The organism is Desulfatibacillum aliphaticivorans DSM 15576, assembly GCF_000429905.1.
GTDB classification, from domain to species: Bacteria; Desulfobacterota; Desulfobacteria; order Desulfobacterales; family Desulfatibacillaceae; genus Desulfatibacillum; species Desulfatibacillum aliphaticivorans.
The window spans coordinates 248,447-263,990 of record NZ_AUCT01000006.1 but is presented as its reverse complement, the minus strand read 5'-3'; the positions used below and the strand labels follow the sequence as shown (position 1 = coordinate 263,990).

12 protein-coding genes are annotated in these 15,544 nt (G+C 55.4%); 11 read left to right on the top strand and 1 reads right to left on the bottom strand.

Annotation, left to right across the window (positions count from 1 at the left end; genetic code table 11):
* Positions 1–987: 987 nt before the first annotated feature.
* Together G491_RS0107280 and G491_RS0107275 are read left to right on the top strand one after the other, a co-directional pair.
* A complete protein-coding gene (locus G491_RS0107280; protein WP_028314110.1) occupies positions 988–2,649 on the top strand; it encodes a long-chain-fatty-acid--CoA ligase in 1,662 nt (553 codons plus the stop codon).
* Positions 2,650–2,762: 113 nt separating this feature from the next.
* On the top strand, positions 2,763–3,746 hold the full coding sequence (locus G491_RS0107275; RefSeq protein WP_028314109.1) for a phosphotriesterase family protein: 984 nt from the start codon (positions 2,763–2,765) through the stop codon (positions 3,744–3,746).
* A gap of 214 nt (positions 3,747–3,960) precedes the next feature.
* On the opposite strand, the gene G491_RS0107270 is transcribed toward G491_RS0107275, so the two are convergent.
* On the bottom strand, positions 3,961–4,281 hold the full coding sequence (locus tag G491_RS0107270; RefSeq protein WP_028314108.1) for a hypothetical protein: 321 nt from the start codon (positions 4,279–4,281) through the stop codon (positions 3,961–3,963).
* 205 nt (positions 4,282–4,486) lie between these two features.
* On the opposite strand from G491_RS0107270, the gene G491_RS0107265 reads away from it, so the two are divergent.
* From G491_RS0107265 to G491_RS0107220, 9 genes are all read left to right on the top strand, one after another.
* The gene (locus tag G491_RS0107265; RefSeq protein WP_028314107.1) at positions 4,487–5,113 is read left to right on the top strand and encodes a TetR/AcrR family transcriptional regulator; all 627 of its coding nucleotides are present in this window, start codon (positions 4,487–4,489) and stop codon (positions 5,111–5,113) included.
* A gap of 4 nt (positions 5,114–5,117) precedes the next feature.
* The gene (locus G491_RS0107260) at positions 5,118–5,876 is read left to right on the top strand and encodes an outer membrane lipoprotein-sorting protein (RefSeq protein WP_028314106.1); all 759 of its coding nucleotides are present in this window, start codon (positions 5,118–5,120) and stop codon (positions 5,874–5,876) included.
* 2 nt (positions 5,877–5,878) lie between these two features.
* The gene (locus G491_RS0107255) at positions 5,879–7,102 is read left to right on the top strand and encodes an ABC transporter permease (protein ID WP_012609740.1); all 1,224 of its coding nucleotides are present in this window, start codon (positions 5,879–5,881) and stop codon (positions 7,100–7,102) included.
* 13 nt (positions 7,103–7,115) lie between these two features.
* Positions 7,116–8,348 (top strand): ABC transporter permease, encoded by a 1,233-nt coding sequence (locus tag G491_RS0107250; RefSeq protein WP_028314105.1) that lies wholly within the window; start codon positions 7,116–7,118, stop codon positions 8,346–8,348.
* 342 nt (positions 8,349–8,690) lie between these two features.
* Entirely contained in the window at positions 8,691–9,374 is a 684-nt protein-coding gene (locus G491_RS0107240) for an ABC transporter ATP-binding protein (protein WP_028314103.1), read from the top strand.
* Between the two features lie 80 nt (positions 9,375–9,454).
* Entirely contained in the window at positions 9,455–10,663 is a 1,209-nt protein-coding gene (locus tag G491_RS0107235) for a hypothetical protein (protein ID WP_028314102.1), read from the top strand.
* A gap of 390 nt (positions 10,664–11,053) precedes the next feature.
* Entirely contained in the window at positions 11,054–12,514 is a 1,461-nt protein-coding gene (locus G491_RS29810; protein WP_169829402.1) for an RCC1 domain-containing protein, read from the top strand.
* Positions 12,515–12,587: 73 nt separating this feature from the next.
* Entirely contained in the window at positions 12,588–14,336 is a 1,749-nt protein-coding gene (locus G491_RS0107225) for a YgiQ family radical SAM protein (protein ID WP_028314101.1), read from the top strand.
* Positions 14,337–14,452: 116 nt separating this feature from the next.
* Entirely contained in the window at positions 14,453–15,388 is a 936-nt protein-coding gene (locus G491_RS0107220; RefSeq protein ID WP_028314100.1) for an HD-GYP domain-containing protein, read from the top strand.
* Positions 15,389–15,544: the final 156 nt, after the last annotated feature.

Sequence of the window (15,544 nt, the reverse complement as noted above, 5' to 3'; positions counted from 1 at the left end):
TCAACGGGCGACATTAGACGAACAGCCCTTGACTGTCAAGGAAAAAACCGGGTTTAGCGCCCTGAAACAAAGGTCTTTGTGCAGGAATTCACATGGGGATTGGGGGGTTAAATCCCCCTGAAAAAAAAAGAGGTTTTCACCTTCCTGCCGCCCCTTTGGCTCGCCTCTCCGTCCCAGGCCCTTCCCAGATTTTTCACAGGCCGAAAAAGGCCTATGCCAACTTATGCTTCTTTGACTTTTTGTTCAGGCTTTTTCCATGGGCAAGGCTCTGCCTGATGTGAGCATTAACTCTTTCTGACAGGTAAAATTCCCTTGCTTTAGCGGCCCCTTGAAAAAACAAACCAAGCCATGCTGTTTATCCATGAACCTTGGCTAGCGGATTCACTGTGTAGTTGTAGGGCTTGCCCTACTTAAAACGCGCTGAGCGCGTTTTTTAAGCACAGCAAGCTGTGCGTCTACATTACCTCAGGTATCCATTGTCAATGAATCCGCCCCTCATGGAAACGCCTACGGCCTTCCTCATTATTCCCAGACAAAATTTCCCCTTCCAAGTAACAGGGCCACAAGCCGCGTCATCCCCCCTTCACTGCGAACGTTCCCGGCGTGAGGCAATTCCGCCCAATGGAGATATTCCCCCTTATTGACGCCATTTATCCCAGGCCTGCACAGGCGGCGTTCTAATTACGGCACTTTTCCCATCAGGATTTTAAAAAATTGCTTCACCTCGGGCCGTTTTAGTGGTATCAAGAAAAAATACGAACGTTCGTTCGGTTGCGCAAAAATGGAGGATGCGCAAGGATTTTTCCAGGTTTTATTGAATTCGTCTTTCTTGTCCTGCAATCAGGATAAGAGCGTCAAATAGGGCGAAAAGAAGCGTAACTTCTTGATTTGCTTCTTTTAAGCGCTGCGGGAGGCGGCGCCCAGGCCCGAAAATTTGTCTTCCCCATCTAAACCCGTTTTAATCCCCCCCAGCAAAAGGAGGAAGCCGTGAACCAGAAGCATTTTCCCTTTTGGCCCAAACGAGTACCCAAGGAACTTGTTTACCCCCAAACCCCCTTGTTTGATTTTCTGGAAGTCTCCGCCCGCCGTTACCCGGATCAACCGGGCATTATTTATTACGGCAGGGAAATCACTTACACCGAATTCTGGGACTCCTGCCAGCGGCTGGCCGGCGTGCTGGCGGATATGGGCGTGAAAAAAGGCGACCGGGTGGCCGTGTACATGCAGAACTGCCCGCATTTTTCCATCAGCTATATGGGCGGCATGAGGGCCAACGGCGTGGTGGTTCCCCTGAACCCCATGCTGGTGGACAACGAATTGCGCATTCTGCTTACGGACTGCGAGCCCAAGGCGGTCATCACCACCACGGAGTTGTATCCCCGGCTGAAGGGCATATGCGACGAACTGGGCATCAAGAATATCATCGTGGGCGCGCTCTCGGACTACGTTCCGGAAGATCCGGACATCCCGGTTCCGGATTTTATCAGCCAGGTTCCCTCCTCCATCGACGGAACCGTCAAATGGCTGGACGCCCTTAAAGACGCTCCGGCGCCTCCCCCCGTGGAAGTGGGCCCCGAAGACCTGTGCCTGCTGCCTTACACCGCCGGCTCCACGGGCGTGCCCAAGGGCTGCATGCACACCCACAGATCGGTCACCTCCAACGTCATGGGATCCATATACTGGGCCAACGGCTCGCCCAGCATGGTGGCCCTGGCCGCCCTGCCCTTTTTCCATGTCACGGGCATGATTCACAGCTTTCTCGCGCCCATCGCCAACGGCGGCATCTCCGTCTACCTGACCCGCTGGGATCGGGCCGCAGCCCTGGACGCCATCGAAAAATACAAGGTAACCATGTGGGCCAACATCACCACCATGCTCGTGGACATGCTGGCGGCTCCGGACATCAACGAGCGCGATATATCCTCCCTGAGCTTTGTGGGCGGCGGCGGAGCCCCCCTGCCCGCGGCCCTGGGCGAAAAATTCAACAAGATGACAGGCCTGGAATTCGCCGAAGGCTACGGCATGACCGAGACCATTTCCCAGACCCACTGGAACCCGCCTGACAACCCCAAGCTGGGCAGCGTGGGCGTTCCGGTCTTTGGCGTGGATTCCCGGATCGTGGACGTGATCACCCTGAAAGAGCTTCCCATCGGGGAGCAGGGAGAAATCGTGGTCAACGGGCCCCAGGTCCTTAAAGGATACTGGAACAAGCCCGACGCCGACAAGGACGCTTTCATGGAAATCGACGGCAAACGCTTCTTAAGGACCGGCGATATCGGCCGCATGGACGAGGACGGCTACTTCTACATCATGGACCGGGTCAAACGCATGATCAACGCGGCCGGATTCAAAGTTTGGCCTGCGGACGTGGAATCCACCCTGTACCGCCACCCGGCCATCCTGGAAGCCTGCGTCATCGGCATCCCGGACGACGAACGGGTGGAGACGGTCAAGGCCATCATCGTCCTGAACGCCGACTCGGTGGGCAAGGTCACGGAAAAAGACATCATTGCATGGTCCAAGGAGCAAATGTCGGCTTATAAATACCCCCGCTTTGTGGAGTTTGTGGAATCCCTTCCCAAGAGCGGCGCAGGCAAAATCTTATGGCGCCAGCTTCAGGAGGAGGAGCGGGAGCGTTTGAAAAAATAAAGCATGCTAAAGGGCGTTTACTCTTTTTATAACAAACTTAACCCAGCGCCCGCCCGGGTTGGAAATACACCGCGCGGGCTCCCCAAAATACCTAAAAGATCAAGGAGGATCCCATGGCTACCGTGAATACCGTATTAGGCCCCATCTCTTCTGACGACCTTGGCGTCACCCTCATGCACGAACACATTCTGTACGGCTACCCAGGATGGGACGGCGACAGGACCATCGCGCCCCTGGACCGCCAGGCTATCGTGGCCGCAGGCGTGGAAACCCTCAAGCAGCTCAAGGACGAATACGGCCTGAACTCCTATGTGGACGCCACCGCCCTGGACGGCGGCCGCATGCCCGATATCCTTAAGGAAGTCTCGGAAAAATCCGGCGTAAACATCATTTGCTCCACCGGGTATTATTATGAAGGGGAAGGCTCCCCCACCTATTGGAAATTCCGGAGCAGCCTGGGCGACGTCTCCGGGGAGTTGTACGACCTGTTCATGACGGAAGTGACCGAGGGCATCATGGACACCGGCATCAAAGCCGGCGCTCTTAAGGTAGGGTCCAGCAAGGGCGAAATCACGGATTACGAAAAACTCATGTTCCAAACCGCCGCAAAGGTTTCCAAAGAAACCGGCGTGCCCATCATCACCCATACCCAGGAAGGCACCATGGGGCCGGAACAGGCCGAACTGCTGATAGCGGCGGGCGCCAATCCCAAGCAGATCCAGATAGGCCACATGAGCGACAACACGGACATCAACTACCAGGAAGAAACCTTCAAGCACGGCGTGTATGTATCCTGGGACCGCATGGGGCTCCAGGGGCTGGTGGGCTGCCCCATGGACGCCGAACGCATCCCCGTCATGATCGAGTTGATCAAAAAGGGATACGCCGACAAAATGATGATCTCCCACGACTTCATCATCACCTGGCTGGGCAGGCCCCTGAATCTGCCCGAGGAAGCCCTGCCCCTCATCGCCAACTGGCACCCCTCCCACCTGTTTAAGAATATCATTCCCGCTTTCAAGGAAGCCGGCGTGACCGACGAGCAGATCAACTCCATCATCAAGGAAAACCCCCGCCGCCTCTTTGCCGGCGAATAGAATCATCGTATTAGCTTCGCGGCGGGCCGAAACACCGGCCCGCCGTTTAGTTGTCCCAATCACCCATGCGCCGCCAGAACAATCCATAGACATGTCGCCGGATTCAAGACTTGTGGATGAATGATGCAGCGTAGGCGCATAGCTTGCTGGGTTTTTTAGGATGCGCGGAGCGCATTCCATGGCAGGCACGGGGGCCTGCAACTACACAGTGAATTCATCGTCTGAGACTATTTACAAAAAAGCCGAACGGCTTGCCGCGCCCATTTACGGGCGCCCCAGGCAGCGCTTTTTGCTGCCTGGGTTGCTTTAGCAACAAAAGGCGCGACCGGAAAAATAATTGGAGTTGAGAAAGGTCGGCGGGCGTACGGTCGTGTTCGAATCCTTGCTTATCTTTGACTTCGGATAGGACGTTCGGCCGCAGGAAAGTCTTGGTTTCTATTAACACAACGGCCGCTCCTTCTGCGCTCCGCGCCCAGGCAAGATACTGCTTTGCCTGGGCCACCCAGATATCGGCGACGGTTTCGATTTGCTCCATACTTGTTCGAAACATTTTTATTTTCAGATTCTTCCTATGCACTCCCACGTGAAGCCTGGGAATGAGCCAATAAAAATCATCAAATCATAAAAAAAATTCGACCCATGGGTCATTTTTTTCTTGACCCGGTCCTTGCAGAGGCGTACCCTGTAAAAAATCGACCAACGAGTCGAAAAAACCAAACGAGAAAATCAGTGGGAAATATATGAGAGAAGAACTTCGCATAGAGCGCAAAAACAAGCTGCTGCAGGCGGCGGCGGAAGTATTCGCGGAAAAAGGCTACGCCGGAGCGTCCATTTCGGACGTGGCGGCCCGGGCCGGCATGGGCAAGGGCACGGTCTACGGGTATTTTCCAAGCAAGGAAGATCTCTTTTTCGACGTGTTTTTTTGGTACGCCCTGCAACTGATGACGGACGTTCATCTTAATTTTTTTAACGGCCGTCTTTCCGTTCGGGAAGCCTGTCTGCGCTTTACCTCCGAATTGGTAGAGCGCATGATTGAGTCTATTGAAATGTATCCCCTGACCCTTGAGTTTTGGTCCGCTTCTGCGTCAGGCGGATTGCGGGACCGATTAAAGCAAGCCATGTCAAGGATGTACTGTGATTACCGCAAGCTTATTGGATCCATGATTCAGCAAGGGATTGAAACTGATGAATTCATGCCGGAAACCGATGTGGAAGGACTTTCCGCCGGGATCATGGGCGCCATCGACGCTTTGGGGCTGCAATTTTGGATGGACCCGGATTTTGACATCCGGGGGGCGGCCGATCAAACCATGGCTGCCATTTTAAATGGGATATCCATTCATCCCGAAACCGGCCATAAAGGATGATATCATGAAGCGACAAGCAACAGGCATTCTGGTTTTGCTGAGTTTAATCCTCGCGCCCTTCCCCGCCCTGGCGGACGAAGACGGCGCGGCCATTGTGAACAAGGCCTTTGAGTACATGCGGGGTGAAACCTCGAAATCGGTGGTGGAAATGACCATTCAGCGCCCTGACTTCACGCGCACCATGGTCATCAAAGGCTGGACCAAAGGCAAGAGCGACGCCTTGTTTTTCATCGAGTCCCCGCCCAAGGACGCAGGCAACGGCACTTTGAAGAAAGGCCGGGACATGTGGACCTACAACCCAAAAGTCAACCGCACCATCAAGCTGCCGCCGTCCATGATGAGCCAGGCCTGGATGGGCTCGGATTTTTCCAACGACGACCTTTCCAAGACCGACTCCCTGGTGGAGGACTATGACCACACAGTGACCGCGGAAAAGGAAGTTGACGGCATGAAGGTTTATGAACTGACCTCTATTCCCCATGAAGAAGCGGCCGTGGTCTGGGGCAAGCTGGAACTGACCATCCGGGAGGACGGCGTTTTGCTGCGGGAGGCCTTTTTTGACGAGGACGGCCTTTTGGTTAAGGAAATGACCAACAGCGAGGTCGCGGAACTGGGCGGCAGGCTTTTTCCCAAGGTGTGGACCATGAAGAAGGCGGGCGAGACGGACAGATTCACCCAGTTAACCTACAAGGAACTGGCATTTGACGTGAAGCTGCCTCCCAACCTGTTTTCCCTGTCCAGCCTCAAGACCAAACGGAGATAGTCATGGGCGATCTTAAACTGGCGTGGCGCAACATCTGGAGGCACACAAGGCGGTCGATCCTGACCATGATGGCCATCGGCTTCGCCTCGTTGCTCCTGGTGTTCATGCTCTCCTTTCAGTTCGGTTCTTACGAAGGCATGATCGATGCTTCGGTAAGGCTTTCCACCGGGCATTTGCAGGTCCAGGCCCAAGGATACCACGACAAACCGGAAATGCGGAAGGTGGTGACAAATCCCCGGGAGGTCATGGACGCCCTGACCCGCAATCCCGGCGTTGAAGCGTGCACGGCCCGATGCCAGACCTTTGTGCTGGCCTCCAGCGAGGATCGCACCCGGGGAGTCATGATCATGGGCGTGGATCCCGAGACGGAATCCAGAGTCCTGAAAACCTCCTCCCTGATTCGCCAGGGGGACTACCTTTCTTCGGACGATCCCAACACGGTCATCATAGGCGCCCTCATGGCCGAACGTTTGAAGATAGGCCTGGGGGAGGAACTGACCATTTTAGGCCAGGCAAGGGACGGCTCCATTGCAGCCACGGTCATGACGGTGCGGGGGATATTCAAGTCCGGCATCGACGAGGTGGACCGGTCCACGGTCCAGATGCTGCTGACGGATTTTGACCAATTATTCGGTATGGACGGCGCGGTGCATGCAGTAGTGGCCGTAGTCCACAAATTGACAGAGGTGGGGGAAGTCAAAAGAGCCCTGATGCAGGACAGCGCATTGAAAGGCCTGGCGGTCCTGGACTGGATGGAATTGTCGCCCGGGCTTAAACAGTCCATCCAGATGGATCTGGTGAGCGGAATCATCATGTACGTGATTCTGATCATTGTGGTGGCCTTCAGCATCATGAACACCTTTTTGATGGCCGTGTTTGAACGCACCCGGGAGTTTGGGGTCATGATGGCCATAGGAGTCAAGCCCTTGCGGCTGGTGAAAATCATCCTCATGGAATCCATGTTCATGACCGGGCTGGGATTGTTGTTCGGCATGGTCTTGGGTGCGCTTCTCACCCAGTATTTTGCAGGCGTGGGAATATCCATGGGAGGCGCGTCGGACCTCATGGCTCAATACGGAATTTCCGGCAGGATGTTTCCCCGGTTGTCCGTGATTTCCTTGTTCAGCGGCCCGATCCTCATCGGCGTGGTGACCTTTTTGACGGCCCTTTTGCCGGCCTTGCGCATTCCCAGGCTCAAGCCCGCAAACGCCATGAAGGCGGTGTAGTTTAGGAGGAAATATGTTTGCACAATTGGCATGGCGTAACTTATGGCGCAATCCAAGGCGCACGGCGATCATTTTGCTGGCCATTTTCATGGGTGTGTTTTCCATGATTTTCTTCGCCGCCTTTTCCCGGGGCATGGCAAACGGCATGGTGAACAACGCCATAGACAACTTGGTGGGCCACATTAAAATCCAGCATCCGGACTACCGGTCCGACCCGGACATATCCCATCGGATCGAAGATCCCCGGTCCGTCATGGATAAAATTCTGCCCGTGCTGCCCGAGGGATCAAAAATCGTCCAGCGCATCCGGGTGGAAGGCGTGGCCGCCAACGCCAGGGAAACTGCGGGTATAGAAATCGCAGGCATTGAGCCCTCCAAAGAGAAGGGCGTTTCGTTCATCGGGGATGCGCCCATTGAGGGGGAAATGCTGGAGGACGGGGATAAAAACGGAATCCTTCTGGGCGCGGCCCTGGCGGACCGGTTTGACACGGAAGTCGGCAAAAAGCTGGTCCTGACCACCCAACGGGCCGACGGCGAAACCCAGTCCAGGGCATTCAGGATCCGGGGCCTTTATCACGCGGAAATTGAGGCCACGGAAAAGGCGTATGTTTTCATTACCCTGGATGCGGCAAAAATTCTGGTCGGGGACAAAAATGGCGCCACCGAAATCGCAGCCACCCTGCCGGGAAAAAAGGTGGACCGCATGCTGCAGCAAACTGTTTCCAAGTGCAAAGAGGCGCTCAAACCGCTCAATCTGTCCGTTTTCGACTGGATGGAGCAGATTCCCGCCATGAAAGCCTATCTGGCCATGTTCGACATGTTTCTTTACATCTGGTTTGTGGTGGTTTTCATCGCCATGGGCTTCGGCATCGTCAACACCGTACTCATGGCCGTTTACGAACGCATGCGGGAGTTCGGCCTGCTAAAGGCCATCGGCATGAAGCCTTCGTGGATCATCCGCATGGTCCTTGGAGAAAGCAGCTTTTTGCTTATTGCAGGCTGCGCTGCAGGCACCTTGTGCAGCCTGGCTTTCACCTGGTACGTGGCCATGAAGGGCATTGACCTTGGGAGTTTCGCCCAGGGGGTGAAGATGTGGGGCATGTCCCGGATGATTTATCCGGCCATTGATAATGGAGACGTGATCGCAGCCAACGCCGTGGTGATTGTGCTGGGATTGATCGTCTCCATATATCCGGCGGTCAAGGCCGCCCGGTTTACGCCCGTGGAAACCATGCGGCATAATTGATATTTATTATCAAAACATCGCTTTGAAGATATCCAGTGCCAAGAGAGAATAATGCAGGCTGCCAATTCCAAAAGGGCGCAAAAAAAAGCTCCCTCCCCCTTGACGGGGGAGGGTTGGGGTGGGGGTGACGTTCCCGACCATTCCGACAGTCCCCCCCATCCTGTCCTTCCCCCGCCAGGGGGGAAGGGACAAAGATTTCGGGGCTTTGGTTTTAAAATCCCTACTGGAGCTGAAATTGCCTAAGGCTTCGAGTTTTAACGGCCATCCGGTTAAAAGGGCCCCGTTTGAACAAAAAACTCGCTCATATGAAAAGCACAAGGGCGAAATGAAAGGAATGAAACCATGAACGCGGTAAGTGTATCGGACGTTTCCAAAATTTACATGCAGGGCGACGTCAAGGTGACGGCGCTCAATAAGGTCAGCCTGAACGTGGACGCCGGGGAATTCGTGGCTCTGGCCGGGCCTTCCGGGTCTGGGAAGACCACCCTGCTGAACCTCATCGGCGGCCTGGACGAGCCGGACGGAGGGAAAATTTCCGTCAACGGAAAGGACTTTGCAAACATGTCTTCCGGGGATCTGGCCGAACTGCGGCTGTCCCAGATCGGCTTTGTGTTTCAGTCATATAACCTCATTCCCGTGTTTACGGCTGAGGAAAACGTGGAATACATCCTTCAGCTTCAAGGCGTGGGCAAGGCCGAACGCAAGGAAAAAGCCCGAGCCATGCTGGACGATGTGGGCCTGGAAGGAAAATACGACCGCAAGCCGGCCCAGCTTTCCGGCGGCCAGCAGCAGCGGGTGGCCGTGGCCAGGGCGCTGGTTTCCGATCCCACGTTGATCCTGGCGGACGAACCCACGGCCAACCTGGATTCGGTCACCGGCGAAAGCCTGCTCCGCACCATGCGTGAGATGAACCAAAAGCACGGGGTCACCTTTATCTTCTCCACCCACGATTCCATGGTCATGAACGCGGCCAAACGGCTGGTGTCCATGAAAGACGGCGCCATCGTGGACGACAAGGTTAAATAATGCGACTCACACGCACGCTTTGCATATTCTGTTGTTTGCTTTGGATTGGAGCCCTCCCCTGCCAATCCGCAAGCCCGGACGTGGAAGCCAAGTGGGGCGGCCATTTGCGCGCCCAGGGATCCTCCTCCTGGTACGGCAAGCCCCATGTGCTGGAATACGTGGGCGACACAGGCCCCCTTGCGGACGGAGGCTTTGACGGCCGTTTGAACGGATCTGTTTTCGTGGGCGAACATTTGACCCTGGAAGCCCAATATCAAGCCGCTTTTACAGGCGGGGAATCCCGCAGGCAAATCCGGCGCCTGGCCCAAGGATTTCCCACGGCTCAATCCCTCGCGGCCGGCGCCCCGTCGGACGAGCATAGGCTATTTTCCCTGACGGGCGTTTTGGAGGAAAACGAGGATTACCTTTTATATCATCGCCTGGATAGGCTTTCGGCAACCTACGCCGGGGACAAGCTGACGGTGCGGGCCGGGAGACAGGCCCTCACCTGGGGCAACGGGCTGATTTTCAACCCCATGGACTTGCTGAACCCCTTTTCCCCCTCTGACGTGGTTCGGGACTACAAAACCGGCGATGACATGCTGGTGCTTCAAGGGTGGGCCGGACCTTTTTCCGACCTGCAACTGGCTTACGTCCCCCGCAGAAACGTCTGCACGGGCGACGTTTCCGGCAGCGAGTCGTCCATTGCAGGCAAGGCCAAGTTTTCGGCTTTCGGCTCGGATTGGGACGTCATGGCGGCGCGGCATTACGAGGACGCGGTTGTGGGGTTTGGCATGGTCCGGTACGTGTTGAACGCGGCGTGGAGAACGGACTTCACCATCACGGCCCTGGACGGCGATTTTTCCGACAGCGATTTCAGCGCCGTGACCAACATGGATTATTCCTGGGTGTGGGGCGGGCATAATTTTTACGGCTTGTGCGAGTTGTATTACAACGGGTTCGGACACAGCGATCCGTGGGACTCCCTGATGGACCCGGACCTGCTAATCCGGCTGGATCGAGGAGAAATGTTCACCCTGGGCAGGTGGTACGCCTCTGGGCAACTGCAGTTTGAGGCCCATCCTTTAGTGAACCTGTTTCTTTCCACCATCGTCAACCTGGACGACGGTTCTTTATTGATTCAGCCGAGAATCTCGTGGGACGCCCTGTCCTCCCTGAATATCCTGGTCGGGACCGACATACCCGCCGGGTCCGGCAATACCGAGTTCGGCGGCCTGGACGAGCCTTTCAGCGGCAAGTCCATGGGCTCGCCGGTCAAGGCCTATCTGCTTTGCACCTGGTATTTCTAATCAGCAAACAAATCCAGGTACAATCCACATCTAAAAAACATTCTCCTGGCGCCATACAAAGTCCGTTGTTAGACGCTATTCCGCCCATCCTTGACAAATCCGCATGGTCCCGATTTATTGCACGAGGCAAATTTAGCATCACAGGATGTGGTTTATCCTGACGTAAAGCGCCAGTTCTTTGATGGAGATCGAGGGGATCTTCTGAGCCGGGGTCGCAGGATTCGCATTGTTCTAAATTGTCACGCCAATAAAAACCAGCTCAGGAGTTACTTCATGACCGCCTTAGTAGACCGGATCAGGCCAAGGCCTTTTTGCGCCATTTTTTTCAAACATTATTTTTCCTTTATTTTCATATTGTTATTTACAATTTTCACTCAAGCAAATATTTCTTTGGCAGAGGATCTATGCCCTTCCGACCCGTTTAAAACCACTCCCGGCCTAACAGGCTGCGGAAATCCCGAGCCCATGATCGCCTGCGGCGAGTATTTTTCTCTGGCTTTGGATCATGCAGGACGGGTCTGGTGCTGGGGTTTCGGCCATTACGGTCAGATAGGGAATGGAAGCAGTAACACTCAACAAACTGGCCCCTCCATGGCGGGCGACGGAGTCTTGTCCGATGTGCGAAAAATCGCAGCCGGAAAGAGCTTTGGCATGGCTCTGGACGGTAACGGCCAGGTGTGGACCTGGGGCTCTAACGATTATTACAAGCTGGGACGCGGCGCGGACCCGGAGCCAGATAAGAAAAATATTCCAGGCCGCGTGAACTCCGTCCTGTCAGGCTGTACGGCCATAGCGGCGGGATACAACCACGGCCTGGCCGTGGATGCCCAAGGCAGGGTGTGGTCCTGGGGCAAGAACGAGGGGGACGCTTTGGGAATTTCCGGCATTACACAGCGCAGCAAGCCGGGGTTGGTATCGGGAACGCTTCCCATAGTAAAGGGCGTCGCCGCAGGCTATGATTTTTCCATGGCTCTGGCTGAAAACGGTTCCATCTGGGCGTGGGGCGCCAATGGACGGGGGCAGCTTGGAGACGGAACCAATACCCCCAGGCCCTTCCCGGCGCAGGCCAGTTCCGTACTTTCTGATATCACGGCGATCTCCGCAGGCTATCAGCACGCCATGGCCCTGGATTCCCAAGGCCGTGTCTGGGTGTGGGGATACGGCGGCAATGGGGTTTTAGGCCAGGGGGATTACCAGGATCTTTCCACCCCCATAAAAATGGGCGGGCCTGTATCCAACATCGTCAGCATATCCGCCGGGCTATGGCATAGTTTCGCCGTCGCCGCCGATGGATCCGCCTGGGCTTGCGGTTACAATAGCACCGGGACCCTGGGGGACGGAAGCGCCTTGGAGCGAAAGACTCCCGTCCGGGTTTTGGCGCCGGGCAAGGTCTTGGCCGCCGCAGGCGGTCGAAATATGTCCCTGCTGCTCCTGGATGACGGTCAGGTGCGCTCCATGGGAAACAACATGTACGGCCAGCTTGGCATTGGAACTACGGATTATGACGCGCATCCCAATCCCCTGGCCGTGCTGGACGGGGCTTCGCCATTCAAGATTTTTTCGGACCAGGATGACGACGGCGTAGGCGACCTGTGCGACAATTGCCCCTTCACTCCCAATTTTAGCCAGCAGGACGCAGACAATGACGGGATCGGCGACGCCTGTCCGGGCAAAGGCGGCTGCGATTTGAACGGCGACGGATCAGCCAACCTTGCCGACGCCATCCGCATTCTACAGATAGCAACCAACAACGATCCGGGCGGGACGATCAACCGCGACAACGCCCTTGGCGCCGACGGCAGGTTTGACGTGGAGGAGGCGGTGTTTATATTGCAAAGGGCCTGCGAATAATATAGCCTGAATATCGTTGCGGGGTTTTGATCTGCCATGGATCCCGCTCTTTTATAGAAAAGGCTATTTGTTTATGTTTCTCCCCACAACCAAACAGGAGCTTAAAAGCTGGGGCTGGGACCGTTTGGACGTGATCCTGGTCTCGGGCGACGCCTATATTGACTCGTCCTACTCCGGCGCCGCGGTGATCGGGCGGGTGCTCCAAAACGCCGGATACCGGGTGGGGATTATCGCCCAGCCGGACATGGACTCCGGGGAGGACATTTCCCGTTTGGGCGCCCCAAGATTGTTTTGGGGAATAACGTCAGGCTGCGTGGATTCCATGGTGGCCAATTACACGGCCCTTGGCAAAAAGATCAAACAGGACGATTTCACGCCCGGCGGCGTCAACGATCGCAGGCCGGATCGGGCCGTCATCGCCTATACCAACCTGGTGCGGCGCTATTTCAAGGATACGGCGCCCATCGTCCTGGGCGGGGTGGAGGCCAGCCTCCGGCGCGTCTCCCATTACGACTTTAAGTCCAAATCCATTCGCCGATCCATCTTGTTCGACGCCAAGGCGGACGTTCTGGTCTACGGCATGGGCGAAAAAGCAGTGCTGGAGCTTGCCTCCGCCCTGGATAAGGGCGAGGATTGGCGCAATATCCGGGGGATCTGCTTTGCGGACAAGGAGAAGCCCGAGGGATTTTTGGAACCGCCCTCCCACGAAGAGGTAAGCAGGGATAAAGCGCGATTTACGGAAATGTTCTGGGCGTTTCAGGAAAACCAGGACCCGGAGACCGCCCGGGGATTTTGCCAGTTGCAGGACACGCGGTATCTGATCCACAATCCGCCCCAGCCCCTTCCCGGCGCCGAAGAACTGGACGGGTTTTACGAACTGGACTACCAGCGGGACGCCCATCCTTATTACGCGGAGCAAGGGCCTATCCGGGCCTTGGACACCATCCGGTTTTCCCTGACCACCCATCGGGGATGCTTTGGGCAATGCAATTTTTGCGCAATCACCGCCCACCAGGGCGCCCGGGTTCATTGCCGGACCGAAGCGTCCATCTTGCGGGAAGCCGAACGCATAACCGCCCTCCCCGGCTTTAAAGGCTACATCGCCGACGTGGGCGGCCCCACGGCCAATATGTTCGGCGCCGCGTGCAAGAAGCAGGGAGGCCCGGGCGCATGCGCCCACAAAAGATGCTTGTGGCCCAAACCCTGCCCCAACCTGGTTTTCGGCCATGACAAGCAAATGGCGCTTTTGAAAAAACTGGGCGCCCTGCCCGGCGTGAAAAAAGCCTTTGTGGCCTCGGGAATCCGGTACGACCTGATCCAGGCTGACGGGAAGCAAGGCGCCGCCTATCTGCGTCAAATATTGAAGGATCACACTTCAGGCCAAATGAAAATAGCGCCAGAACACGCCGTTGACCCGGTCCTGCACCTCATGGGCAAGCCCGGCGGCGAAGGCTTGGAGCGGTTTAAGGAGATGTTCGACGCCCTGGAATCCAAGCTGGGCAAGAAACAATTCCTGACCTATTACTTCATGGCCGCCCATCCAGGCTGCACGTTGAACCACATGCGGTCCCTGTCCAAATTCGTACAGGAGAAGCTAAAAACCCGCCCGCAGCAGGTGCAGATTTTCACCCCCACTCCGTCCACCTACTCCACCCTTATGTATTACACCGGCAAAAATCCCTTTGACGGCAAGCCTGTGTTCGTGGAAAAAAATCCGCCCGCCAAACAAGATCAAAAGGACGCCCTGACCGGGCCGGCGCCAAAACCAAAGTCCGGTTCGACTAACAGGCGCTTTACAAAAGGCCGGCGCAAGGGCAGATAAAACGCATTCTTCCAAAATGCATCCTGGTGCATTCGGCGGCGCAATTAAATTGCCATCAACACCCCCTCTTTGTTATAAAATTTGGGGGCTTAATTTTTGATGAGAGAATAATTTCATTGAGCGACTTCATCCAAATTCGAAAATCCCAAATATATTATTACGAAAAAACGCCGTTGTATACGAAGACGGACAAGGGCGATTTTGTGTTATATAAAGCCTCGCATCTGAAAGTCGACCCGAAACGTTTTGCGGCGGATGGCTCCCCTTTGCTGTTCACCCCCATTGAAGCCCAGGAACTGGCCTCCAAGGAGTTGCGCGCTCAGTTGACGAATGCGCTGTTAAAAAATGTGAGGGGCGGCGATTTAAAGGCTGTCAAGTCCGGCATGTGCAATATTGTGGACGAGGCGTTCCAGGATCCTTTGGACGACAACCTGCAAATCCTCCCGGATTCCCTGGACATCATGTTTGAAGGCTACCTCAACATCATACAATGGATCAGGGAAATTAACGAAATTCGCGTGGGCGGGTCCAGTTTGGTGGAGCACTCGGTCAATACCATGGTGTTGGTGATCAACTACTGCGTCTACGATTCTTTTTCCGTCAAGGACGCCAAGGATATGAGCCTGGCCGCCCTGCTCCATGATGTGGGTCTAACGAAACTTCCCAAAAGCCTGATTGAAACAAACACAAAACTGTCTGATAAGGAGTTTTTAGAGTATCAAAAGCACCCGAAAATCGGATATGACATGGTGCGGGAAAAGGTGGAAATGCCGGACGCCATGGCCACGGGAATCCTTGAGCACCATAAGCGTTTTGACGGGTCGGGCTACCCCAAAGGCGCGACCAAAATTTCATTTGCCGGCTCGTTAATAGGCATGCTGGATAGTTATGAAAGCCTGACCAACACGGAAAAGCAACACCGAAAAAGAAAAAAGCCTTTCAACGCCCTTAAAATCGTCCAGGACGAAATCCTGAAATTCGGCCGGCACGACAAAACCGTGTTCATGAAATTTTGCCTGAGCCTGAAAGGCAAAAGCAATTTTACCCTGTAGACGTCCTTCGGTGGGCTCCTTTTTTGGGTGGCCCAGGCAATGCAGTGTATTGCCTGGGTTGCGCAGCAACAAAAGGTGCGACCGAGAACGTGTGCTGAAATTAGGGGCGTTCGGCGGGCGTAAAGAGTGGATTGAAACCCTGCTTTTAATCGATTT

Coding starts and splice junctions, on each gene's coding strand:
- G491_RS0107225 (WP_028314101.1), top strand. CDS start 12,588: ATGTTTCTCCCCACAACCAAACAGGAGCTTAAAAGCTGGGGCTGGGAC.
- G491_RS0107240 (WP_028314103.1), top strand. CDS start 8,691: ATGAACGCGGTAAGTGTATCGGACGTTTCCAAAATTTACATGCAGGGC.
- G491_RS0107260 (WP_028314106.1), top strand. CDS start 5,118: ATGAAGCGACAAGCAACAGGCATTCTGGTTTTGCTGAGTTTAATCCTC.
- G491_RS0107250 (WP_028314105.1), top strand. CDS start 7,116: ATGTTTGCACAATTGGCATGGCGTAACTTATGGCGCAATCCAAGGCGC.
- G491_RS0107275 (WP_028314109.1), top strand. CDS start 2,763: ATGGCTACCGTGAATACCGTATTAGGCCCCATCTCTTCTGACGACCTT.
- G491_RS0107270 (WP_028314108.1), bottom strand. CDS start 4,281: ATGGAGCAAATCGAAACCGTCGCCGATATCTGGGTGGCCCAGGCAAAG.
- G491_RS0107255 (WP_012609740.1), top strand. CDS start 5,879: ATGGGCGATCTTAAACTGGCGTGGCGCAACATCTGGAGGCACACAAGG.
- G491_RS0107265 (WP_028314107.1), top strand. CDS start 4,487: ATGAGAGAAGAACTTCGCATAGAGCGCAAAAACAAGCTGCTGCAGGCG.